The organism is Staphylococcus sp. NRL 16/872, from assembly GCF_022815905.2.
GTDB lineage: Bacteria > Bacillota > Bacilli > Staphylococcales > Staphylococcaceae > Staphylococcus.
In genome coordinates, this window is sequence record NZ_CP119327.1 from 1,210,417 (window position 1) to 1,232,283 (window position 21,867).

23 protein-coding genes and 2 other annotated features (1 of these 25 only partly in view) are annotated in these 21,867 nt (G+C 32.1%); of the genes, 21 read left to right on the top strand and 2 right to left on the bottom strand.

Annotated elements, in window-relative coordinates; genetic code table 11:
* Positions 1-125, top strand: a sequence feature (ribosomal protein L20 leader region); it begins 3 nt to the left of the window's first position.
* A gap of 22 nt (positions 126-147) precedes the next feature.
* The 15 genes from infC to MT340_RS06150 all read left to right on the top strand — a co-directional run bounded on the left by infC (position 148) and on the right by MT340_RS06150 (position 14,169).
* A complete protein-coding gene (infC, locus tag MT340_RS06080) occupies positions 148-675 on the top strand; it encodes a translation initiation factor IF-3 (protein WP_103298717.1) in 528 nt (175 codons plus the stop codon).
* A gap of 27 nt (positions 676-702) precedes the next feature.
* Complete coding sequence (rpmI, locus tag MT340_RS06085; protein WP_002448990.1) at positions 703-903, top strand: 50S ribosomal protein L35; 201 nt, start codon at positions 703-705, stop codon at positions 901-903.
* Positions 904-958: 55 nt separating this feature from the next.
* Complete coding sequence (gene rplT, locus MT340_RS06090) at positions 959-1,315, top strand: 50S ribosomal protein L20 (RefSeq protein WP_103298707.1); 357 nt, start codon at positions 959-961, stop codon at positions 1,313-1,315.
* Between the two features lie 220 nt (positions 1,316-1,535).
* Entirely contained in the window at positions 1,536-2,144 is a 609-nt protein-coding gene (locus MT340_RS06095) for an NUDIX domain-containing protein (protein ID WP_243603675.1), read from the top strand.
* 15 nt (positions 2,145-2,159) lie between these two features.
* Entirely contained in the window at positions 2,160-3,083 is a 924-nt protein-coding gene (locus MT340_RS06100; RefSeq protein WP_243589189.1) for a hypothetical protein, read from the top strand.
* 164 nt (positions 3,084-3,247) lie between these two features.
* On the top strand, positions 3,248-4,552 hold the full coding sequence (tig, locus tag MT340_RS06105; protein WP_243589190.1) for a trigger factor: 1,305 nt from the start codon (positions 3,248-3,250) through the stop codon (positions 4,550-4,552).
* 154 nt (positions 4,553-4,706) lie between these two features.
* Positions 4,707-5,969 carry an ATP-dependent Clp protease ATP-binding subunit ClpX gene (gene clpX / locus MT340_RS06110; protein WP_243589191.1) on the top strand — a complete coding sequence of 421 codons (1,263 nt, stop codon included), beginning with the start codon at positions 4,707-4,709 and terminating at the stop codon, positions 5,967-5,969.
* 161 nt (positions 5,970-6,130) lie between these two features.
* The gene (gene yihA, locus MT340_RS06115) at positions 6,131-6,718 is read left to right on the top strand and encodes a ribosome biogenesis GTP-binding protein YihA/YsxC (RefSeq protein WP_103329347.1); all 588 of its coding nucleotides are present in this window, start codon (positions 6,131-6,133) and stop codon (positions 6,716-6,718) included.
* Between the two features lie 172 nt (positions 6,719-6,890).
* Positions 6,891-8,237 carry a glutamyl-tRNA reductase gene (gene hemA, locus MT340_RS06120; protein ID WP_243603676.1) on the top strand — a complete coding sequence of 449 codons (1,347 nt, stop codon included), beginning with the start codon at positions 6,891-6,893 and terminating at the stop codon, positions 8,235-8,237.
* A gap of 21 nt (positions 8,238-8,258) precedes the next feature.
* A complete protein-coding gene (gene ccsA, locus MT340_RS06125; protein ID WP_243589193.1) occupies positions 8,259-9,071 on the top strand; it encodes a cytochrome c biogenesis protein CcsA in 813 nt (270 codons plus the stop codon).
* Positions 9,072-9,100: 29 nt separating this feature from the next.
* Positions 9,101-10,033: a hydroxymethylbilane synthase gene (gene hemC / locus MT340_RS06130; RefSeq protein WP_243589194.1), complete on the top strand. Its 933-nt coding sequence runs from the start codon at positions 9,101-9,103 to the stop codon at positions 10,031-10,033.
* A gap of 48 nt (positions 10,034-10,081) precedes the next feature.
* Positions 10,082-10,753: a uroporphyrinogen-III synthase gene (locus tag MT340_RS06135; protein WP_243589195.1), complete on the top strand. Its 672-nt coding sequence runs from the start codon at positions 10,082-10,084 to the stop codon at positions 10,751-10,753.
* The gene (gene hemB, locus MT340_RS06140; protein WP_243589196.1) at positions 10,753-11,727 is read left to right on the top strand and encodes a porphobilinogen synthase; all 975 of its coding nucleotides are present in this window, start codon (positions 10,753-10,755) and stop codon (positions 11,725-11,727) included. Before MT340_RS06135 ends, hemB begins: the two co-directional genes overlap by 1 nt.
* A gap of 26 nt (positions 11,728-11,753) precedes the next feature.
* On the top strand, positions 11,754-13,037 hold the full coding sequence (gene hemL / locus MT340_RS06145) for a glutamate-1-semialdehyde 2,1-aminomutase (RefSeq protein WP_243603677.1): 1,284 nt from the start codon (positions 11,754-11,756) through the stop codon (positions 13,035-13,037).
* A gap of 70 nt (positions 13,038-13,107) precedes the next feature.
* On the top strand, positions 13,108-14,169 hold the full coding sequence (locus MT340_RS06150) for an AbrB family transcriptional regulator (RefSeq protein WP_243589197.1): 1,062 nt from the start codon (positions 13,108-13,110) through the stop codon (positions 14,167-14,169).
* A 33-nt stretch (positions 14,170-14,202) separates the two neighbouring features.
* Here MT340_RS06150 and MT340_RS06155 read toward each other — a convergent pair whose 3' ends face one another.
* The gene (locus tag MT340_RS06155) at positions 14,203-14,763 is read right to left on the bottom strand and encodes a DNA-3-methyladenine glycosylase I (RefSeq protein WP_243589198.1); all 561 of its coding nucleotides are present in this window, start codon (positions 14,761-14,763) and stop codon (positions 14,203-14,205) included.
* Between the two features lie 61 nt (positions 14,764-14,824).
* Positions 14,825-15,053: a binding site (T-box leader), on the top strand.
* Positions 15,054-15,094: 41 nt separating this feature from the next.
* On the opposite strand from MT340_RS06155, the gene MT340_RS06160 reads away from it, so the two are divergent.
* The 5 genes from MT340_RS06160 (at position 15,095) to MT340_RS06175 (ending at position 20,952) form a co-directional block, all read left to right on the top strand.
* The gene (locus MT340_RS06160; RefSeq protein WP_243589199.1) at positions 15,095-17,725 is read left to right on the top strand and encodes a valine--tRNA ligase; all 2,631 of its coding nucleotides are present in this window, start codon (positions 15,095-15,097) and stop codon (positions 17,723-17,725) included.
* 11 nt (positions 17,726-17,736) lie between these two features.
* Positions 17,737-18,996 (top strand): bifunctional folylpolyglutamate synthase/dihydrofolate synthase, encoded by a 1,260-nt coding sequence (locus tag MT340_RS06165; protein ID WP_243589200.1) that lies wholly within the window; start codon positions 17,737-17,739, stop codon positions 18,994-18,996.
* 213 nt (positions 18,997-19,209) lie between these two features.
* The gene (locus MT340_RS12880) at positions 19,210-19,899 is read left to right on the top strand and encodes a prepilin peptidase (RefSeq protein ID WP_481906658.1); all 690 of its coding nucleotides are present in this window, start codon (positions 19,210-19,212) and stop codon (positions 19,897-19,899) included.
* Between the two features lie 13 nt (positions 19,900-19,912).
* Positions 19,913-20,590 (top strand): RadC family protein, encoded by a 678-nt coding sequence (gene radC, locus MT340_RS06170; RefSeq protein ID WP_243603678.1) that lies wholly within the window; start codon positions 19,913-19,915, stop codon positions 20,588-20,590.
* Positions 20,591-20,670: 80 nt separating this feature from the next.
* On the top strand, positions 20,671-20,952 hold the full coding sequence (locus MT340_RS06175; protein WP_243589202.1) for a hypothetical protein: 282 nt from the start codon (positions 20,671-20,673) through the stop codon (positions 20,950-20,952).
* A gap of 62 nt (positions 20,953-21,014) precedes the next feature.
* On the opposite strand, the gene MT340_RS06180 is transcribed toward MT340_RS06175, so the two are convergent.
* Positions 21,015-21,191, bottom strand: a complete 177-nt coding sequence (locus MT340_RS06180) for a hypothetical protein (RefSeq protein ID WP_243589203.1) — start codon at positions 21,189-21,191, stop codon at positions 21,015-21,017.
* Between the two features lie 170 nt (positions 21,192-21,361).
* Here MT340_RS06180 and MT340_RS06185 point away from each other — a divergent pair, with 170 nt between their 5' ends.
* A complete protein-coding gene (locus tag MT340_RS06185) occupies positions 21,362-21,832 on the top strand; it encodes a DUF4930 family protein (RefSeq protein WP_243589204.1) in 471 nt (156 codons plus the stop codon).
* The last annotated feature ends 35 nt before the right edge of the window (positions 21,833-21,867 follow it).

Below are 21,867 nucleotides of genomic sequence, written 5' to 3' on the forward strand. Positions count from 1 at the left end.
ACCAAGTAGAAACACCCGTTTCTCACCTGTAGCGACGCTTTGAGCAGTTGGCAGGTTAATCATGTCACACATTTAATGTGTATGAGTGAAGAGCGGGCGTTTTACGCCCGCTCTTTTTACTTGGAACATTTCGTAAAATTTTGGGAGGTGTCAACCATAGCAAAAGATCAAACGCAAGTTAACGAAAAAATTCGTGCAAAAGAATTACGTGTAATTGGCCAAAATGGAGACCAAATCGGTGTTAAATCTAAACGTGAAGCTTTAGAAATGGCTGAACGTGTAGAATTAGACCTAGTTGTTGTAGCTCCAAATGCTAAACCACCTGTTGCAAGAATTATGGATTACGGTAAATACAAATTCGAACAACAGAAAAAAGAAAAAGAAATGAAAAAGAAACAAAAAGTTATCAATGTTAAAGAAATTCGTTTAAGTCCGACAATTGAGGAACACGATTTCCAAACTAAATTGAAAAATGGACGTAAATTCTTAACTAAAGGCGATAAATGTAAAGTTTCTATTCGTTTCAGAGGTCGTGCGATTACGCATAAAGAAATTGGTCAACGTGTATTAGAAAAATTTGCTGACGAATGTAAAGATATTGCAACTGTTGAACAAAAACCTAAAATGGAAGGGCGTCAAATGTTTATCATGTTAGCGCCTGTAAACGAAAAATAATTCATAATTAGTAGGAGGAAATGAATCATGCCAAAAATGAAAACTCACCGTGGAGCAGCTAAACGTGTTAAAAGAACTGGTTCAGGTCAATTAAAACGTTCAAGAGCTTTCACATCTCACTTATTCGCAAACAAAAACACTAAACAAAAACGTAAATTACGTAAAGCTAAATTAGTTTCTAAAAGCGATATGAAACGCGTAAAACAATTATTAGCATACAAAAAATAATTGTAGACGTTAAAAAGAACGATAATAAATAGTTATATCTGAGGAGGAATTTAATATGCCACGAGTTAAAGGTGGAACAGTAACAAGAGCCCGTCGTAAAAAAACTATTAAATTAGCTAAAGGTTACTTCGGTTCAAAACACACATTATATAAAGTAGCAAAACAACAAGTTATGAAATCAGGTCAATATGCATTCCGTGACCGTCGTCAACGTAAACGTGACTTCCGTAAATTATGGATTACACGTATCAATGCAGCTGCACGTAAACATGATATCAGCTATTCAAGATTAATGAACGGTTTGAAAAAAGCTGACATCAACATCAACCGTAAAATGCTTTCTGAAGTAGCTATTTCAGACGATAAAGCATTTGCTGAATTAGTATCAAAAGCTAAAGAAGCTTTAAAATAATATTTCAATAAAAGTTTTTAATAAACTTTCTTAAAATGTCGACAAGGGTTGTTATCTTTGTCGACATTTTTTATAAAATATTTATTTAGTAATTATTTCGCTGTGCCTTTCATTAGTTGAAAATCCAATTATGATTAGTTAAAAATGATTGCTTTAATTGTGGTTCGATAGATGAGTTTGATAAAATACATAAAAAGAATAAATAAGTAAGGAGAACTGTATGTCTAAATACGATGAACAAATTATAGTAGTCCCTAGAAAGATAATTTTCGAAGATGAAACAAATACATTCAATGGCTTTTTACCAAAAAATGATACACAAGGAGAAAGTATTTTTAATTCCTTAACACATTATGAAGTGAAACGTCGTGGAGATATGGAAGAAGATCCTTCATATAAACAATTAATTTCTTATTGTTTGCTTGAAAATGAAAATAATGAATTACTTGTTTATAAACGTTTAAGTGGCGGAGGAGAAGAACGTTTACACGGGCAATCTTCAATAGGCGTAGGAGGCCATATGAATGATGTAGTAGGCGCACAATCTATTAATGAAGTTTTACGTGTTAATGCACAACGTGAATTAGAAGAAGAGGTTGGCTTATCAGAACAACATTCTCAAAATATGGATTATATAGGCTTTATCAATGATGATACTAATGAAGTTGGTAAAGTTCACATTGGTGTAGTTTTTAAAATTAAAGTTAATTCTCAAGATATAGAAGTTAAAGAAACAGATACATTAAAAATTGAATGGGTTGAACAAGGAAAAATTGAAGACTATGATAACTTCGAAACTTGGAGTGCATTAATTTTAAAAGATTTATAAAAAGGGGGCAAAATTGTGTCAGATATTATCCCTTTTCCTAAAGCACAAAATAAGTTGTATAAAGATATCATTGAAGTAAATAATCAGCAAAATCATGAAAGATTATACCAGTTATTTGAAGACTATGAAGCTCAATATGAATTGGATGATCAATTGTCTTTAATTAAGTGCGATATGTTATATCAACTTGAATCATTTTTAGAACTACGTGAAGAAGCAATTGTTCTTTTAAAAAAAGGTTTATCTTATTATGAAGAATTAATGATTTATTATGTTAAGGCCTTAAATGGTTTAGGGCAACATTATGAAGCGATTGAGGTTATTAATCAAATCATTGATGAAGTGAAAGATCATAAAACGAGAATGGCCTTATTTCCAATTAGAGAATATGCTCAATCACAATTGAATGAAGACAAACATATAACAAGTCAATTATTATCTCAATTCAGTACTCTAAATTTAAATGAACAGATTAAATTGGTAATGAAATTAATTGATAATGGGCATTATGAGTTTAAGGAAACTGTAGCATTTTTACTTACACACGAAGTGAAAGCTAATAATTTAAAAAGTTTAATGTTAGAATATTTGCGTTTTGCCAATTATGAAGAATTAATTTCGATAAATAAATATGGGTTTTCTATTAGTATTAGACCTTCAAAATTAAATGGTCTTGAACATACTGAAATGAAGACAGTCGTAATACCTAAGGTAACTGAATTACTGAGTGAAGGTGCACTTAATATATCTAATGAAGCGCATCATGTAATGAATAATCATTCTATATTACTTTATCCATTAAGTATTTTTGAACTGTATAGTGACTCAGAATGGATTAAAACATATGAGAATTATTTTAAAACGATGATTGGTCTTCCAACAAATGAAGCTAATTCAGAGTTATTGCAATTTATTTATACTTTAGATGGTCAAAATTGAGCAAATTATTTTAATTTATTATCCGAATTCGTTAAAGTAATGATATTGATTTTCTTAAATAAAAGTGAAAAAAGCCCTATAAAACAATGTTTGTGTCCGTATTAGACGTATGCTATAATAGGGAAGTTGAAAAAATAAAAAATGTAATCATGGAGGTATTATACATGACAGCAACTTGGGAAAAAAAGGAAGGTAACGAAGGGTTATTAAAAGTTACAGTTCCAGCAGAAAAACTAGACAAAGCATTAGATCAAGCATTTAAAAAAGTAGTTAAACAAATTAACGTGCCTGGTTTCCGTAAAGGTAAAGTGCCTCGTCCAATTTTTGAACAACGTTTCGGCGTTGAAGCATTATATCAAGATGCAGTAGATATTCTTTTACCTGAAGCTTATGGTGAAGCAATCGATGAAACTGGAATTAATCCAGTAGCACAACCAGAAATCAATGTTACTCAAATCGAAAAAGGTAAAGACTTCGAATTTGAAGCTACTGTAACAGTTGAACCTGAAGTTCAATTAGGTGATTACAAAGGTTTAGAAATTGAGAAACAAGAGTCTGAATTAACAGATGAAGAATTACAAGAAGCAATTGATCATAGTTTAGGTCATTTAGCTGATATGGTAGTTAAAGAGGACGGCGCTGTTGAAAACGGTGACACAGTTAACATTGACTTCGATGGTTATGTTGATGGTGAACAATTTGAAGGTGGCCAAGCTGATGGTTATGACTTAGAAATCGGTTCAGGCTCATTCATTCCTGGATTTGAAGATCAATTAGTAGGATTAAAAACTGGCGAAGAAAAAGACGTAGTTGTTACTTTCCCAGAAGAATATCATGCTGAAGAATTATCTGGTAAAGAGGCTACTTTCAAAACTAAAGTAAATGAAATTAAATACAAAGATGTTCCAGAATTAGACGACGAAGTTGCTAATGAATTAGATTCAGAAGCTAACTCAGTTGATGAATATAAAGAAAACTTACGTAAACGTTTATCAGAACAAAAAGCTACAGAAGCTGAAAATGTTGAAAAAGAAGAGGCTATTAATAAAGCAACTGAAAATACAACAATCGATATTCCACAAGCTATGATTGATACTGAATTAGATCGCATGGTTCAAGAATTCGGTCAAAGAATTCAACAACAAGGCTTAGATTTACAAACTTATTTCCAAATCTCAGGTCAAGATGAATCTCAATTAAGAGAACAAATGAAAGACGATGCAGAGCAACGTGTCAAAACTAACTTAACTTTAACTGCTATTGCTGAAAAAGAAAGTATCGAAGCTACTGATGAAGATATCGATAAAGAGTTAGAAAAAATGAGTAAACAATTCAACATTTCAGTTGAAGATATTAAAAATACTTTAGGTAATACAGACATCATTAAAAATGACGTACGTATTCAAAAAGTTATCGACTTATTAAGAGACAATGCTAAATATGTTGAAACAACTAAAGAAGATAAATAATTAATTTTTTAAATTAATATATTAAAATTTAAGTAGCAGGTGCATCAATATATGTATCTGCTACTCTATATTTTAAGCATAATAGTTGTTTACCATTAATTTGCATTGTAGAATGCTATCTAGTATAGTCGTTTAAGAATAGAGGTGTAAATGAATGTTTAAATTCAATGAAGATGAAGAAAATTTAAAATGTTCTTTTTGTGGTAAGGACCAAGATCAAGTAAAAAAATTAGTCGCAGGTAGCGGCGTATATATCTGTAATGAATGTATTGAATTATGCTCTGAGATAGTAGAGGAAGAATTAGCACAATCTACGTCCGAAGAGTTTACTGAGTTACCTACACCTAAAGAAATCATGGACCATCTTAACGAATATGTTATCGGTCAAGAAAAAGCAAAAAAATCTTTAGCTGTTGCAGTATATAATCATTACAAACGTATCCAACAATTAGGACCAAATGAAGATGATGTTGAATTACAAAAAAGTAATATCGCTTTAATCGGACCTACAGGTAGTGGTAAAACATTATTAGCTCAAACATTAGCTAAAACACTTAATGTGCCGTTTGCAATTGCAGATGCTACTAGTCTTACAGAAGCGGGTTATGTAGGTGACGACGTTGAGAATATCTTACTACGTTTAATTCAAGCTGCTGATTTTGATATTGATAAAGCTGAAAAAGGTATTATTTACGTTGATGAAATTGATAAAATTGCAAGAAAATCTGAAAACACTTCAATTACACGTGATGTTTCAGGTGAGGGTGTTCAACAAGCTTTACTTAAAATTTTAGAAGGTACAACTGCTAGTGTGCCTCCTCAAGGTGGACGTAAACATCCTAACCAAGAACTTATCCAAATTGATACAACCAATATTTTATTTATCTTAGGTGGCGCTTTTGATGGTATTGATGAAGTAATTAAACGTCGCTTAGGAGAAAAAATAATCGGATTTGCAAGTAATGAAGCTGATAAATATGATGAAGAAGCATTACTTGAACAAATACGACCAGAAGATTTACAAACGTATGGTTTAATCCCTGAATTTATTGGTCGTGTTCCAATTGTTGCTAATTTAGAGACTTTAGATGTAGAAGCGTTAAAAAACATTTTAACTCAACCTAAAAATGCATTGGTTAAACAATATACTAAAATGCTCGAACTAGATAATGTTGAACTTGAATTTACTGAGGATGCTTTAGCAGCTGTAAGTGAAAAAGCAATCGAACGTAAAACTGGTGCTCGTGGTTTACGTTCAATCATTGAAGAAGCTTTAATCGACATTATGTATGATGTACCCTCATCTGATGATGTCGCTAAAGTAATCATTACTGCTAAGACTATCCAAGATGAAATCGAACCTGAATTATATGATTCAGAAGGTAATTTATTAAATGATAGTAAAACATCGGCATAATATATAGGAAGCCATTTTTAAACCCAAATCGATTTTAGATTTGGGTTTTTCTTTTTTATACTAAAAGAAGGAGTTTGAGAAATCATATAGTCTTTTAGGTTTAGGTCAAAATATATTATAATAAAACAGTTATAATAAACTTTAAAGAGAGAGGATAACATATGAATATTAATCCTAATAATATAGATTTAATTATCAGTGCAGTTCAAGAAGCACAATATCCAGAAACTGGCTTAGCAGAAGTGGCATTAAGTGGTCGTTCAAATGTAGGTAAATCTTCATTTATTAATAGCATGATTGGTAGAAAAAATATGGCTCGTACATCACAACAGCCAGGTAAGACACAAACACTTAACTTCTTTAATATCGATGATCAATTAATCTTTGTAGATGTACCTGGATATGGTTATGCGAAAGTAAGTAAGTCGCAGCGAGAAAAGTTTGGAAAGATGATTGAAGAATATTTAACTAAGAGAGAAAGCTTAAAATTAGTTATACAACTTGTTGACTTGCGCCATAATCCTACAGAAGATGATGTGTTAATGTATGATTACCTAAAACACTTTGAAATTCCTACATTAGTGATCTGTACGAAAGAAGATAAAATAGCTAAAGGTAAAGTACAAAAGCATATTAAAAACATAAAAGAAAAATTAGACTTAGATCCTGAAGATACGATTATTAGTTATTCTTCAATTCAAAATACTAAACAACAACAAATTTGGGATTTAATTGCTTCTTATTTATAATAATTATAATTACTACTAAAGTTAAATATTCCAATATTATAAAAGTATGTCAATTAATGACAAAAATATGACTTTAAATTAGAATCTTTCTAATTTATTTGAGCAATCAACTTAAAATCAAAGGTATATATGTTATACTAATGATATTGTTAGTATATGGAGGGCGTTATAAATGCATTTTATTGCTTTAAGTATAAATCATCGTACAGCCGATGTAGCACTTAGAGAGCAAGTTGCTTTTAGAAATGATGCCTTACGATTAGCCCATGAAGATTTATTTGAAACTAAATCAATTTTAGAAAACGTCATTTTATCTACATGTAATCGTACAGAAGTATATGCTGTTGTTGATCAAATTCACACTGGCCGTTATTATATTCAAAGATTTTTAGCGCGTTCATTTGGATTTGAAGTAGATGATATTAAAGCAATGTCAGAAGTTAAAGTGGGGGACGAAGCAGTAGAACATTTATTGCGTGTCACTTCTGGCTTAGATTCAATTGTTTTAGGTGAAACTCAAATACTTGGACAAATGAGAGATGCATTCTTTTTAGCCCAAGAAACAAAGACAACTGGAACAATTTTTAATCATTTATTTAAACAGGCAATTACTTTCGCTAAAAAAGCGCATAGTGAAACTGATATCGCAGACAATGCAGTGAGTGTTTCTTATGCAGCTGTTGAATTAGCTAAAAAGGTATTCGGCAAACTTAAAAGTAAACAAGCTGTCATTATTGGTGCAGGGGAAATGAGTGAATTATCACTACTTAATTTATTAGGTTCTGGAATTATGGATATTACAGTCGTAAATAGAACTGAAGAGAACGCAAAATTGTTAGCACAAAAACATAATGTTAAATATAAATCACTTGATTCTTTACCTGCCTTATTGGCTTCTGCTGATATTGTAATTAGTTCAACTAGTTCACCAGATTTTATTATTACAAAAAGTATGATGGATGAAACATTATCGTATAGAAAAACTACATCATTATTAATGATAGATATTGCTGTGCCAAGAGATATTGAACCAGGCATTGATTTTAGTGATAATGTATTTAGTTATGATGTAGATGATTTGAAAGGGTTAGTAGATGCTAACTTGCGTGAGCGTCAAATGGCTGCAGAAATGATTGCAGATCAAATACCTCATGAAATTCAAAATCATAATGACTGGGTCAATATGCTAGGTGTTGTACCAGTTATAAGAGCATTACGTGAGAAAGCAATGACAATCCAGGCAAAAACAATGGAAAGTATTGATAGAAAGCTTCCTAATTTGTCAGATAGAGAACGCACGGTTATTTCTAAGCACACTAAAAGTATTATTAATCAAATGCTAAAAGATCCAATTAAACAGGCTAAAGAATTAAGTAATGATAAGAAAAGCAATGAAAAATTAGAGCTATTTCAAAATATTTTTGATATAGAAGCTGAAAATCCTTACGAAGAAATTAAAACACGAAAAGCAGAAAGAGAGAAGGAGCTTTCAGTACGACATATCTTAAGTTTTGAATAAGCATATTAATATGGTGATAATATGCAAGAAACCCTGTTTATTAGATTTCATGAAATTATATTAGTCATATATTTAATAAGTATTCTTTGTTACTTTATTGATTTTGTTCGAAAAAGTCATAAAATTAGAGAATTAGGTATATATACACTAGGGATTGTTTGGATATTACAAACAATCTCTTTGTCTATTTATATAACATCCCATAGTCAAATAACACTTAACTCTCTTTTTGATGTGTTTTTCTTTTTGGCATGGATAATTATATCTATTTCTTTAATTTTAAATGTTATTAAAGTATTGAGTTTTTCAGTATTCTTTCTAAATGTGATAGGCTTTGTCCTATTAATGATGAACACTTTTCAACCAGAACACTATTCTACAAATGGACAAAGAGTAACAATTATCAATGAGTTACTGTTAATTCATATAGGTTTAGCTGTCCTTAGTTATGCGTTCTTTGCATTGGCATTTGTTAACGCATTATTATACATTATCCAATATCGCAATTTAAGAGAGAAAAAATTTGATCAAAAGTATTTTAGAATTGAGAGCGTTGCTACCTTAGAAACTATTGTGTTTTACTCATCTTTAAGTGGCCTAATTATTTTAATTTTAAGTATTATATTAGGTGCTCAATGGGGCTTTTATGCAGTAGGAGAAAGCATTTTTACAGATCCTAAAGTCATTTTATCTACAATAATCACAATTTTCTATACTATATATATTTTTAGTCGACTAAATCAGTGGCTTAAATCAATTCATTTAATTTACTTTAATATTGTGTTATTTTGCTTATGTATGATTAATTTATTTTTTACAACTCATTTTACTTAATTTTTGAAAAGCAATAGGAGGCAGCACGTATGCGCAAATTAGTTGTAGGTTCGCGAAGAAGCAAACTTGCTTTAACGCAAAGTCAACAATTTATTGATAAACTTAAAGAAGTGGACCCGACTTTAGATATAGAAATAAAAGAAATTGTCACTAAAGGGGATCGAATTGTAGATAAACAACTATCAAAAGTTGGAGGCAAAGGCCTTTTCGTTAAAGAAATTCAACATGAGTTGTTTAATAAAGATATTGATATGGCAATTCATTCTTTAAAAGATGTTCCAAGTATTATTCCAGAAGGCCTTACATTAGGTTGTATCCCCGATAGAGAAGTGCCTTTTGATGCGTATATTTCTAAAAACCACACGCCTTTAAATGAATTACCTGATGGCAGTATTATTGGTACTAGTTCATTGAGACGAGGCGCACAAATATTATCTAAATATCCTAATTTAAAAATAAAATGGATACGTGGAAACATTGATACTCGACTTCATAAATTAGAAACTGAAGATTATGATGCAATCATTCTAGCAGCTGCAGGTTTACGTCGTATGGGCTGGTCCGATGACATTGTAACTACTTATCTTGATAAAGATGTTCTTTTACCTGCAATCGGTCAAGGCGCATTAGGTATAGAATGCCGTAGTGATGATAAAGAGTTATTAGAATTACTTCAGAAAGTTCATAACAAACAAGTTGCAGATTGCGTTACAGCGGAACGTACATTCTTAGCTGCTATGGATGGCAGTTGCCAAGTGCCTATTGGTGGTTATGCTACTAATAATTCAAATGGAGAAATTGAATTCACAGGCTTAATTATGACGCCAGATGGCAAGGAAAGATATGAACACACTGTAGTCGGTACTGATCCAGTAGAATTAGGGAAAAAAGTAAGTGATGTGCTTATTGAACAAGGCGCATATGAAATTATTAGAAAGCTAAATGAGGAACAATCACACTAATAATTAATGTATTTATACATTAGTACAAAATTTAGAGGTGTAAAACAAATGAAACCAGTTATAGTAATGACGCAAACGAGTAAAATACAAAGTGATTTAGTGGAAATTGTGCATAAACCTTTTATCCAAATACAACCACTTGAGATTGATACTCGACTATTGCAGAACAACTATGACTGGCTTATTTTTACGTCTAAAAATGCAGTGAGGTTATTCAAACATTATATGGGTAAACTTCAAGTTAAACATATCGCTGTAATAGGGACTAAAACTGCGCAACTATGTCGTGAATTGAATATTAAGGTAGATTTTGTACCAGAAGATTTTTCACAAGAAGGCCTATTGAATAATTTAAAAATACAAGGCCAGAAAGTCTTGATACCGAGTAGTGCCAAAGCGCGTCCTAAATTGCAACAGCAATTAGCAATCAATAATGATGTAGTGAAGATTGATTTATATAAACCTATTCCACATAAAAATAATATCCATGACGTCATAAATATGATAAATAATAATGAAATTGAAGCACTTACGTTTTCAAGTTCGTCGGCAGTGCGTTATTATTTTAATGAAGGATCTCCGTCTGACTTTAATCAATATTATGCAATCGGTCATCAAACTGCAGATACATTAAGGGAGTATGGTATCGAACCATATATAGCTGATAAACAGACGGCAGAAGCACTTATTAATAAAGTTATAGAAAGTAGGAATAAATAATGAAATTTGATAGACACAGAAGATTACGCTCCTCAGAGTCAATGCGTAGTTTAGTTAGAGAAACCCATGTGAGAAAAGAAGATTTAATTTACCCTATCTTTGTAGTAGAAAAAGACAATGTTAAAAGTGAAATTAAATCTTTACCTGGCGTATATCAAATTAGTCTAAACCTTTTAGATGACGAAATTAACGAAGCCTACGATTTAGGTATTAGAGCTATTATGTTCTTTGGTGTACCAAATGAAAAAGATGAAGTTGGCTCAGGTGCTTACGATCATAACGGAATTGTTCAAGAAGCAACTCGTAAAGCTAAATCATTACATGAGGATTTACTCATCGTAGCAGATACTTGCCTATGTGAATACACTGACCACGGTCACTGTGGTTTAATTGATGATCACACACACGATGTTGATAATGATAAATCATTACCATTATTAGTGAAAACGGCTGTTTCACAAGTTGAAGCTGGTGCAGACATTATCGCTCCAAGTAATATGATGGATGGCTTTGTAACTGAAATTCGTCAAGGTTTAGATGAAGCGGGGTACTATAACGTTCCTATTATGAGTTACGGTATTAAATATGCTTCAAGCTTCTTCGGTCCATTTAGAGATGCTGCAGATTCTGCTCCTTCATTTGGAGATAGAAAAACGTATCAAATGGATCCTGCCAATCGCTTAGAAGCTTTAAGAGAATTAGAAAGTGACTTGAAAGAGGGTGCAGATATGATGATCGTTAAACCTGCGTTAAGTTACTTAGATATCGTTAGAGATGTTAAAAATAATACAAATATTCCAGTTGTTGCATACAATGTTAGTGGTGAATATGCGATGACTAAAGCCGCTTCACTCAATGGTTGGATTGATGAAGAACGCGTTGTGATGGAACAAATGGTATCAATGAAACGCGCGGGTGCTGATATGATTATCACTTACTTTGCGAAAGATATTTGCCGTTATTTAGATAAATAATTATTTTTTGAAAAGGAGGACTAAATATGGGTTACGAGAAATCACAAGAAGCAATGAAAATTGCGGAAAATTTAATGCCTGGTGGGGTGAATAGTCCAGTAAGAGCATTCAAATCTGTAGATACACCAGCGATTTTTATGGATCACGCGGAAGGTTCTAGAATCTATGATATCGATGGTAATGAATATATCGATTATGTATTAAGTTGGGGTCCTTTAATCTTAGGACATAAAAATAAACAAGTGATTGAGAAGTTACATGAAGCGGTGGATAAAGGTACAAGCTTTGGTGCTTCTACACTTGAAGAGAATCGATTAGCCGAATTAGTTATTGACCGTGTACCATCTATTGAAAAAGTACGTATGGTATCTTCAGGAACTGAAGCTACATTAGCTGCATTACGTCTTGCACGTGGTTACACAGGTAGAAATAAAATTGTTAAATTTGAAGGTTGCTATCATGGACACAGTGATTCATTGCTTATTAAAGCGGGTTCTGGCGTAGCGACATTAGGTTTACCTGACTCTCCAGGTGTGCCAGAAGGTACTGCCAAAAACACAATTACTGTACCTTACAATGATTTAGATGCAATTAAAGTTGCTTTTGAAAATTATGGCGATGATATTGCAGGTGTGATTGTAGAACCTGTTGCAGGTAACATGGGCGTAGTGCCACCTTTAGAAGGTTTCTTACAAGGACTTAGAGATATTACTTCTGAATATGGTTCATTACTTGTCTTTGACGAAGTAATGACTGGTTTCCGTGTAGGCTATAATTGTGCGCAAGGTTACTTTGGTGTAACACCTGATATTACTTGTTTAGGAAAAGTAATTGGCGGTGGCTTACCAGTAGGTGCCTTTGGTGGTAAAAAAGAAATTATGGATAGCATTGCACCTGTAGGTAACATTTATCAAGCTGGTACGTTATCAGGTAACCCATTAGCTATGACTAGTGGATATGAAACACTTAGTCAATTAACTCCAGAAACTTACGAGTATTTCCAAGAACTTGGAGACATTTTAGAAAAAGGTTTAAAAGAAGTCTTTGCGAAACATAATGTGCCTATTACAGTTAACAGAGCGGGCTCAATGATTGGTTATTTCTTAAATGAAGGCCCAGTAACTAACTTTGACGAAGCGAATAAGAGTGACTTAGAACTCTTTAGCAATATGTATCGTGAAATGGCTAAAGAAGGTATCTTCTTACCACCATCACAATTTGAAGGTACATTCTTATCTACAGCCCACACTAAAGAAGATATTGCAAAAACAATTCAAGCATTTGATACTGCATTAAGTCGCATTGTATAATTTAATATAAAATGATGGAAGGTTAAGACTATAGTCTTAACCTTCTTTTTAATGAAAGAAGTGAGCCTTAATGTGGTTATTATGGCGTAATAATATAATTTTATTTGTTACCGCAGTTGTTATGAGTTTAATTTTATATTTTGCTCATGTCCTTTTGCCGTTCATGTTTGGTCCCATTATTGCTGCTATATTAGTAGGGAAAGTGTTTAAGTTGAGAGTACAATGGCCTTTTTGGTTCAGTCAGATTGGTTTAATTTTACTAGGGGTTCAAATAGGTTCTACTTTTACAAAGAAAGTTATTAATGATATTAAAAATGATTGGTCAACAATAGTAGTGGTCACAATATTACTGATATTGCTTTCTTTATTAATTGCTTATTTTTTCAAAAAAATAGCTCAAGTCAATACGGAAACAGCCATATTAAGTGTTATTCCGGGTGCACTTAGTCAAATGCTAATTATGGCCGAGGAAAATAAAAGGGCCAACATTCTTGTGGTGAGTTTAACACAAACATCTCGCGTTATATTTGTGGTGGTCTTAGTTCCATTTATCTCATATTTCTTTAGTAGTGGAGAGGGTAGCAATCAAACAGTAAGTAAGGCGCCTCCGTTAACTGAAGCTTTAAATATTTCGCAAATTTTATTTTTAGCTATTACAATTGGCATTGTGTACTTTATAATGGCGAAGATCCATTTTCCAACTAAACAATTATTAGCGCCAATAGCTGTCTTAGTAGTATGGAATTTAACTACACACGCTACATTCACACTAGACAATGGCATTCTTGCATCAGCACAGTTGATTTATATGATTAGAATTGGACTACAAATTGCTAAATTATTAGGAGATTTAAAAGGGCGTCTTGCCATAGCGATAATTTATCAAAATGTCCTTTTAATTCTTAGCGCATTTGTAATGGTGTTTATCGTTCATTTATTTACCCATAATTCAATGAATGAGTTATTTCTAGGAGGGGCGCCTGGTGGAATGAGTCAAATCGTGCTTGTAGCTATAGCAACAGGTGCAGATGTAGCGATGATTTCAAGTTTCCATATATTTAGGATTTTCTTTATATTATTCTTCGTCGCTCCGATAATTGGATTTTTCATGAAAAAGAATTTAAAAAAATAGCGAATACTCGTTTTTACGAGCGTTCGCTATTTTTTATTTATGTTTAGGTTTATAAGGACAACTTTCTAAGTGTGCGTCATATAATCCAGCCGCTTCTAAAAATGAAAATACAGTAACTGGACCTAGGAATTTAAAACCATATTTCTTTAAGTCTTTAGATAATTGTGTTGCACGCTCATCAACAGTAATTCTGTCAGAAGCGTGTTGGTAATGTAAGTCGATAGGTTGTTGATTCACATACGACCATAAGTAATCGCTAAAACTACCATAGTCTTTTTCGATTTCAAAATAGCCTTTCGCTTGAGATACGATAGCTTCTAATTTTTTACGATTATGCACTATGTTAGGAAATTCCATTAATTTATCAATATCCTCGTCCGTCATACTTGCCACTTTTTCAGGTTCAAAATTATAAAAAGCTTCTTCATAGGAGGCTTTTTTCTTTAAAATCGTTAACCAAGATAGGCCGGCATGTTGAGATTCTAACGCCAATAATTTGAACAGCGCTTTACTATCATATAGTGGCTGTCCCCAAACCTGATCGTGATAATCAAGATAAACTGAATCTTTTGTACCAAACGCACATTCGTTCATAAATATACCTCCAAGAGATTGACTTATTAGGATTTCCATTATACTATAAATAAGTAATTAAATATAACTATGGGAAGAGTAAGTTTGAATGATAGCAAAGAGAGCATATGGTTGGTGGAAATATGTATAGCGTTCTTACTGAAGGTAGCCCACTTGAACTTTTATTGAACATATATAGAGTAAATAAAAGCGTGTTTGAGCGTTAATCATAATTAAGTGCAAGGTTAAAGTTTTCAGTTGAGGAGTTTAATCTTGAATTTAGGTGGTACCACGGAACATCCGTCCTATTTTTTAGGAGGGGTGTTTTTTTATAATTAGGAGGTTTTTTTCTATGAACATGGAACCTAAGTATAACCCGCGTGAAGTGGAAGCGGGTCGTTACGAAGAATGGGTAAAAAATGGGTATTTCAAACCCTCAGAAGATAAATCAAAAGAAACTTATACGATTGTTATTCCTCCACCAAATGTAACTGGTAAATTACATCTTGGTCACGCATGGGATACAACGTTACAAGATATTATTACACGTATGAAAAGAATGCAAGGCTATGACACGCTATATCTTCCAGGTATGGACCATGCCGGCATTGCAACACAAGCTAAAGTAGATGCGAAATTAAAAGAGCAAGGTATTTCTCGTCATGATATTGGCCGTGAGAAATTCTTAGAACATGCATGGTCTTGGAAAGAAGAATATGCTTCATTTATTCGTCAACAATGGGCTAAATTAGGCTTAGGTTTAGACTATAGCAGAGAACGATTTACTTTAGATGATGGCTTAAGCCAAGCTGTTAAGAAAGTGTTTGTTGACCTATATAACAAAGGTATTATTTATCGTGGAGAGCGTATTATTAACTGGGATCCAGAAGCGAGAACGGCATTATCAGATATTGAAGTAATCCATGAAGATGTACAAGGTCACTTCTATCATTTCAAATATCCATATGCTGATGGCGAAGGATATATCGAAATTGCTACTACACGTCCAGAAACAATGTTAGGTGATACAGCAATTGTTGTTAACCCTAATGATGAACGTTATAAAGATGTTATTGGTAAAAAAGTTATTTTACCTATCGTTGGCCGTGAATTACCAATTTTAGCAGATGAATATGTTGATATTGAATTCGGTAGTGGTGCAATGAAAGTAACACCTGCACACGATCCAAATGACTTTGAAATTGGACAACGTCATGACTTAGAAAATATTATTGTTATGGATGAAAACGGTAAAATGAACGATAAAGCTGATAAATATGCTGGTTTAGACCGCTTCGAATGCCGTAAACAATTAGTTGAAGATTTAAAAGCACAAGATTTAGTTATTAAAATTGAAGAGCACATGCATTCAGTAGGTCACTCAGAACGTACGGGTGCTGTAGTTGAACCATATTTATCTACACAATGGTTCGTTAAAATGAAACCACTTGCTCAAAGAGCATTAGATAATCAAAAAACAGATGATCGTATCGATTTCTATCCACCTCGTTTTGAGAATACTTTCAATCGCTGGATGGAAGAAATTAGAGACTGGACGATTTCTCGTCAATTATGGTGGGGTCATCAAATTCCAGCTTGGTATCATAAAGAAACAGGCGAACTTTATGTTGGCGAAGAAGCACCACAAGACATTGAAAATTGGGAACAAGACGAAGATGTATTAGATACTTGGTTCTCAAGTGCCTTATGGCCATTCTCAACACTTGGTTGGCCTAATGAAGAAGCAGAAGACTTTAAACGTTATTATCCTACAAATGCGCTTGTAACAGGATATGACATTATCTTCTTCTGGGTAGCGAGAATGATCTTCCAAGGATTAGAGTTCACTGATCGTCGTCCATTTAACGACGTATTATTACATGGTTTAGTTCGTGCCGAAGATGGTCGTAAGATGAGTAAATCATTAGGTAATGGTGTTGACCCAATGGATGTTATTGAAGAATACGGTGCAGACAGCTTACGTTACTTCTTAGCAACTGGTTCATCTCCAGGTCATGATTTACGTTATTCTACTGAAAAAGTAGAATCAGTATGGAACTTCATCAATAAAATTTGGAACGGTGCACGTTTCAGTTTAATGAATATTGGTGATGACTTTAGCTACAACGATATTGATTTATCTGGCAATTTATCTTTAGCAGATAAATGGATTTTAACGCGTTTAAATGAAACAATTGAAACAGTCACACACTTAAGTGATAAATATGAATTTGGTGAAGTAGGCCGAGCATTATATAACTTTATTTGGGATGAATTCTGTGATTGGTATATCGAAATGAGTAAAATTCCAATGAATGGTGACGATGAAGCGCAAAAACAAACCACACGTTCTGTATTAAGTTATACATTAGACCAAATTATGCGTATGTTACATCCATTCATGCCATTTGTCACTGAAAAGATATGGCAAAGTCTTCCTCATGAAGGAGAAACAATTGTTAACGCATCTTGGCCAACAGTTAAAGAAGAATTGAGTTTTGAAGATAGTAAACAAACAATGCAACAACTTGTTGAAATTATTAAATCAGTGAGACAATCTCGTGTTGAAGTTAATACACCGCTTTCTAAATCTATACCAATTTTCATTCAAGCAAAAGATGAAAACGTGAAAGCGACACTTAATGAAAACGCAGATTACATTCATAAATTCTGTAATCCAAGCGAATTAGTGATTGATACAAATATTGATATTCCTGAGAAAGCGATGACTTCAGTCGTTGAAGCGGGTAAAGTCGTATTACCTTTAGAAGGCTTAATCGATATGGATAAAGAAATCGCTCGTCTTGAAAAAGAATTAGATAAATTACAAAAAGAATTAGATAGAGTAGATAAAAAATTATCTAACGAAAACTTTGTGAATAAAGCACCTGAAAAAGTTATCAACGAAGAAAGAGAAAAGCAACAACGTTATCAAGAAAAATATGATGGTGTAAAAACTAGAATTGAACAATTAAAAGCATAGGAGAATCGCCAATGAATTACCTAGATAGTTTGTATTGGATACATGAACGAACAAAATTTGGTATCAAGCCAGGTGTAAAAAGAATGGAATGGATGCTAGATCGTTTGAACAACCCTCAATTAAATATTCGAGGCATTCATGTTGGTGGTACAAATGGTAAAGGCTCTACAGTTGCTTATTTAAGAGCCGCTCTTGTTGAAAATGGTTATGAAGTAGGTACGTTTACTTCACCATTTATTGAAACATTTAATGAAAGAATAAGCTTAAATGGCCATCCCATTACAAATGATGAAATAGTAGAATTAGTCGAACGCGTCAAACCTGTAAGTGAGGCATTAGAGCAAGAAACTGAGCTAGGTGGCGCTACAGAATTTGAAATTATTACGACTATGATGTTCTTATACTTCGGAGAAATTCATCCCGTTGATTTCGTAATAGTTGAAGCTGGTTTAGGAATTAAAAATGATTCTACCAATGTTTTCAAACCAATTATTTCAATTTTAACGAGCATTGGTCTAGATCATACAGATATTTTAGGCAATACTTACTTAGATATCGCAAAAGATAAAGGCGCGATTATTAAACCTAATACGCCAGTAATATATGCGGTGAAAAATGAAGAAGCGCTTAAGTATATTCGTGATTTAGCTGAAAATAACGATGCCAAACCTATGGAATTAGATCGTGAAATTGTAGTCCTTTCTCAAGAAGACGAATTTACTTACCGTTATAAAGATTATGAATTAGAAACGATTATCTTAAATATGTTAGGTGATCATCAAAAAGAAAATGCTGCATTAGCCATTACTGCATTAATCGAACTTAACGAAGAAAATGTAATTGAATTAGATTTCAATAAAATGATTGATGCCATTGAGAGCGTGTCATGGACTGGACGAATTGAGCAAGTTAAAGAAAATCCATTAATTATTATCGATGGTGCACATAATAATGAAAGTGTGGAGGCTTTAATAGACACAATTAAAAATTATTATGGGACTAAAATGGACATTTTATTTTCAGCTATCAAAGGTAAGCCGGTTTCAGGTATGTTAAATAAGTTATCAGAAGTAGCGAAGACAATTTATTTTACAGAATTCGACTTTCCTAAAGCACTTAGTAAAGAAGAACTCGCCGAAAGTGTTAATACTGACAATATTCAATTTATCGATAACTATGTTGAGTTTATAAATCAGTATGAAGGCGACGGATTACTAATTACCGGAAGCTTATATTTCATTAGTGAAGTAAAAGCTAAGACGCAATTTTAAAATGTTATAACATTCATTAACCACTTAATAACGTACTATTTTAAACATAGGCGTTTATTAAGTGGTTTTTATATTGAATTTATTTGCAGAAACTAAAATTTAGGATATTGAAGTAAGAAATTTATAAATTTTTATAACATAATTATATATTAATAAAATTATACAGTTTACTTTTATGGAATTTTTGCTACAATAAGAGAAAGGAGATGTTCCATGTTTATACTTTCTTACTTATGTAGTGTCCTCTTTAGTTATTTATATCAACTGAGCTCAATCAACAAACTCTCTTTCAGTTATTTTAAATTACGATCCAAATGCGACAATTGTCACCAACCATTAAAATGGTTTGAACTTTTACCAATCATAAGTTTTATTTGCTTAAAAGGGCGATCTAATTGTTGTGGCTATCAACTTAATAAAAACTATTTTATAGGTGAACTATTAGCATTTTTAATTATCCCATTCTCATCTTACTTTATTCCTAATCTATATTTCCCTTTATTTTTAACTACCTATCTTTTTTTATTGACTATGTCTTTTTATGACATTGATACAAAGACTATCAATGTGAATCTTATAGTTGTATTATTTATTATTTCTTTCTTTATAGCACACATTTATATATTTACTTTTTTTATTTTCTTTTCAATATTACATGCTTGTTTTGTTATTGTACCTAAGCAAATTGGTTATGGAGATATTCTTTTACTTAGTATGCTATCACTATTTTATCCATACCATTTCTTCTGCATTTTTCTTCTTTTTTCTATAGCAATAGCAATACCTTTTTCTCTTATCTCAATTTTAAATAAAAGAGGATCAAATCTTCCATTCATTCCTTTTATCTTTCTTGGTTATCTTTTAACAAGTTATTTCTATCCATATTTTTTAATTTATTTATAGAAAGGTTGATTTTTTGAAAATTAAGGACATGGCGACAAGTGAATTACCTAGAGAGCGACTCATTCAACAAGGAGCAAAAAGTTTATCAAATAGTGAATTGCTGGCGATTTTAATTAATACTGGACGCCAGGGCTATTCTAGTATTGACATAGCAAATGACATTATGAACAAATATCCAAATTTAAAAGAACTAAAGCAATTATCAGTTGATGATTTAGTGAAAATAAAAGGTATTGGGACTTATAAGGCAACTACTTTAAAGGCAGCGTTTGAATTAGGAGAAAGAATGAACACAAGAAGTACGCTTGAAAAGGTTAAAATTAAATCTCCTAAAGATGTAGCGGATATGATGATGGCTAAGATGAAAGATTTAACTCAAGAACATTTTGTAGCATTATTTTTAAATTCGAAAAATGTTGTAATAAAAGAAGAAATTATTTACAAAGGAACATTGAATTCCTCAGTAATACATCCCAGAGAGGTGTACAATGCGGCAATTAGGGCGTCTAGTAATGCAATTATCGTAGTACATAATCATCCTTCTGGTGATGTAACACCATCTAAAGAAGACATTGCAACCACTATCCGATTAAAAGAATGTGGTCATATTCTCGGTATAGATTTATTAGATCATATTATTATAGGTGACCAAAAATTTACTAGCTTAGTAGAAGAAGGGTATTTTGAGTAAAGGATAATTGAAACTCGTTATAGTATGACTAAATAACTTTTTGTATAATAAGGTTTTAATACAATGTTAAGAGGTGTACTATGACAATCTTTTTGATTATTGGTATATTATTGCCAATCATTTATGTCATTAGACTAAATGTAAAACAACAATCGATACATTTTAAAGAAGTATTAATAACAGTAGGATTATCTGTCATAGGTTTTGTAGTATTTTCAATTTTAGGAGTATCCATTAGTCATCAAAAAATAAATATCTTTACATTATTAGTTGGAGGGATTGTAACTGGTATCATTTGGGGATTACTCTTGGTGGGTACATTTAAACTCTGTAATTATTTAACGCACACGTTTAAAAAATAAATAAATGCTAGCTAAGTCATCTACAAATTAAGGTTAGATACTTAGCTAGCATTTCTGTTTTATCAGATATAGGCTGTGAGTGTTTGGAAATTTTCGAGAATCCAAAGAACACCTTGATAACCTAAATAAAGACATAAAATGACTAAAGCAGCAGAGATTAGGAATCTTAAAATGGCAAATCCTACTTTAAATAATAAGATAACTAATAATGCTATTAATATAATTGTAAGAATATGCATGTTCACACACCTCACTAAAAAATTTATCAATTACAATATAATATTATTGTAATTCATTTTAGCATAAAAACCTATCATACTTTGGGTATGAGGTTGACTAGTTCTCAAGACTGATGAATATTATTCAAGGTTTATTTATAATAAATAGGATTTAATTAGGAGGGAAAGTAATGCGATTTATTCTGAGTCTCATAAAAAATATTGTTGCAGTTATAGCTATTATTTGTATTGTCTATATTGCATTAAAATATGCTCCTTTCTTAAGAGAACAAGAATGGAATCCAATTAATCATCCTCCTACAAATGCGCCTATAAGCGATCAATATAATCAAAGTGATAATCAATATCCTACAAACGGTAAGCGTTATGTATTAGAGGACAACGATTTATTAGAAAATATTCCCCCAAGCCAAACGAGAAACGTATTTAAACTAATTGATAAGAATGAATTTATGGCCGTTTCAGGACTTGGTAGAATGGGATATAATGATAATTACATTGCTGGTCAAAGAGAGGATAAGTTTATCGTTTATAAATTTGGTAGTGATTCAATAAGAGTATATAGTACTGAAATTGAAATGGAACAAGATTTAAATCGAATGGGACAAAGAATTGAACTCAAACCGCAGAGTGCTTATTAATAAATAGCTTAAATCAACTATTTGAAATGAAAAAT

Bases quoted from the DNA above. Each gene is read 5' to 3' on its own strand.
- rpmI (WP_002448990.1), top strand. From the start codon at position 703: ATGCCAAAAATGAAAACTCACCGTGGAGCAGCTAAACGTGTTAAAAGA.
- rplT (WP_103298707.1), top strand. From the start codon at position 959: ATGCCACGAGTTAAAGGTGGAACAGTAACAAGAGCCCGTCGTAAAAAA.
- MT340_RS06095 (WP_243603675.1), top strand. From the start codon at position 1,536: ATGTCTAAATACGATGAACAAATTATAGTAGTCCCTAGAAAGATAATT.
- tig (WP_243589190.1), top strand. From the start codon at position 3,248: ATGACAGCAACTTGGGAAAAAAAGGAAGGTAACGAAGGGTTATTAAAA.
- clpX (WP_243589191.1), top strand. From the start codon at position 4,707: ATGTTTAAATTCAATGAAGATGAAGAAAATTTAAAATGTTCTTTTTGT.
- yihA (WP_103329347.1), top strand. From the start codon at position 6,131: ATGAATATTAATCCTAATAATATAGATTTAATTATCAGTGCAGTTCAA.
- hemA (WP_243603676.1), top strand. From the start codon at position 6,891: ATGCATTTTATTGCTTTAAGTATAAATCATCGTACAGCCGATGTAGCA.
- ccsA (WP_243589193.1), top strand. From the start codon at position 8,259: ATGCAAGAAACCCTGTTTATTAGATTTCATGAAATTATATTAGTCATA.
- hemC (WP_243589194.1), top strand. From the start codon at position 9,101: ATGCGCAAATTAGTTGTAGGTTCGCGAAGAAGCAAACTTGCTTTAACG.
- MT340_RS06135 (WP_243589195.1), top strand. From the start codon at position 10,082: ATGAAACCAGTTATAGTAATGACGCAAACGAGTAAAATACAAAGTGAT.
- hemB (WP_243589196.1), top strand. From the start codon at position 10,753: ATGAAATTTGATAGACACAGAAGATTACGCTCCTCAGAGTCAATGCGT.
- hemL (WP_243603677.1), top strand. From the start codon at position 11,754: ATGGGTTACGAGAAATCACAAGAAGCAATGAAAATTGCGGAAAATTTA.
- MT340_RS06150 (WP_243589197.1), top strand. From the start codon at position 13,108: ATGTGGTTATTATGGCGTAATAATATAATTTTATTTGTTACCGCAGTT.
- MT340_RS06155 (WP_243589198.1), bottom strand. From the start codon at position 14,763: ATGAACGAATGTGCGTTTGGTACAAAAGATTCAGTTTATCTTGATTAT.
- MT340_RS06160 (WP_243589199.1), top strand. From the start codon at position 15,095: ATGAACATGGAACCTAAGTATAACCCGCGTGAAGTGGAAGCGGGTCGT.
- MT340_RS06165 (WP_243589200.1), top strand. From the start codon at position 17,737: ATGAATTACCTAGATAGTTTGTATTGGATACATGAACGAACAAAATTT.
- MT340_RS12880 (WP_481906658.1), top strand. From the start codon at position 19,210: ATGTTTATACTTTCTTACTTATGTAGTGTCCTCTTTAGTTATTTATAT.
- MT340_RS06175 (WP_243589202.1), top strand. From the start codon at position 20,671: ATGACAATCTTTTTGATTATTGGTATATTATTGCCAATCATTTATGTC.
- MT340_RS06180 (WP_243589203.1), bottom strand. From the start codon at position 21,191: ATGCATATTCTTACAATTATATTAATAGCATTATTAGTTATCTTATTA.
- MT340_RS06185 (WP_243589204.1), top strand. From the start codon at position 21,362: ATGCGATTTATTCTGAGTCTCATAAAAAATATTGTTGCAGTTATAGCT.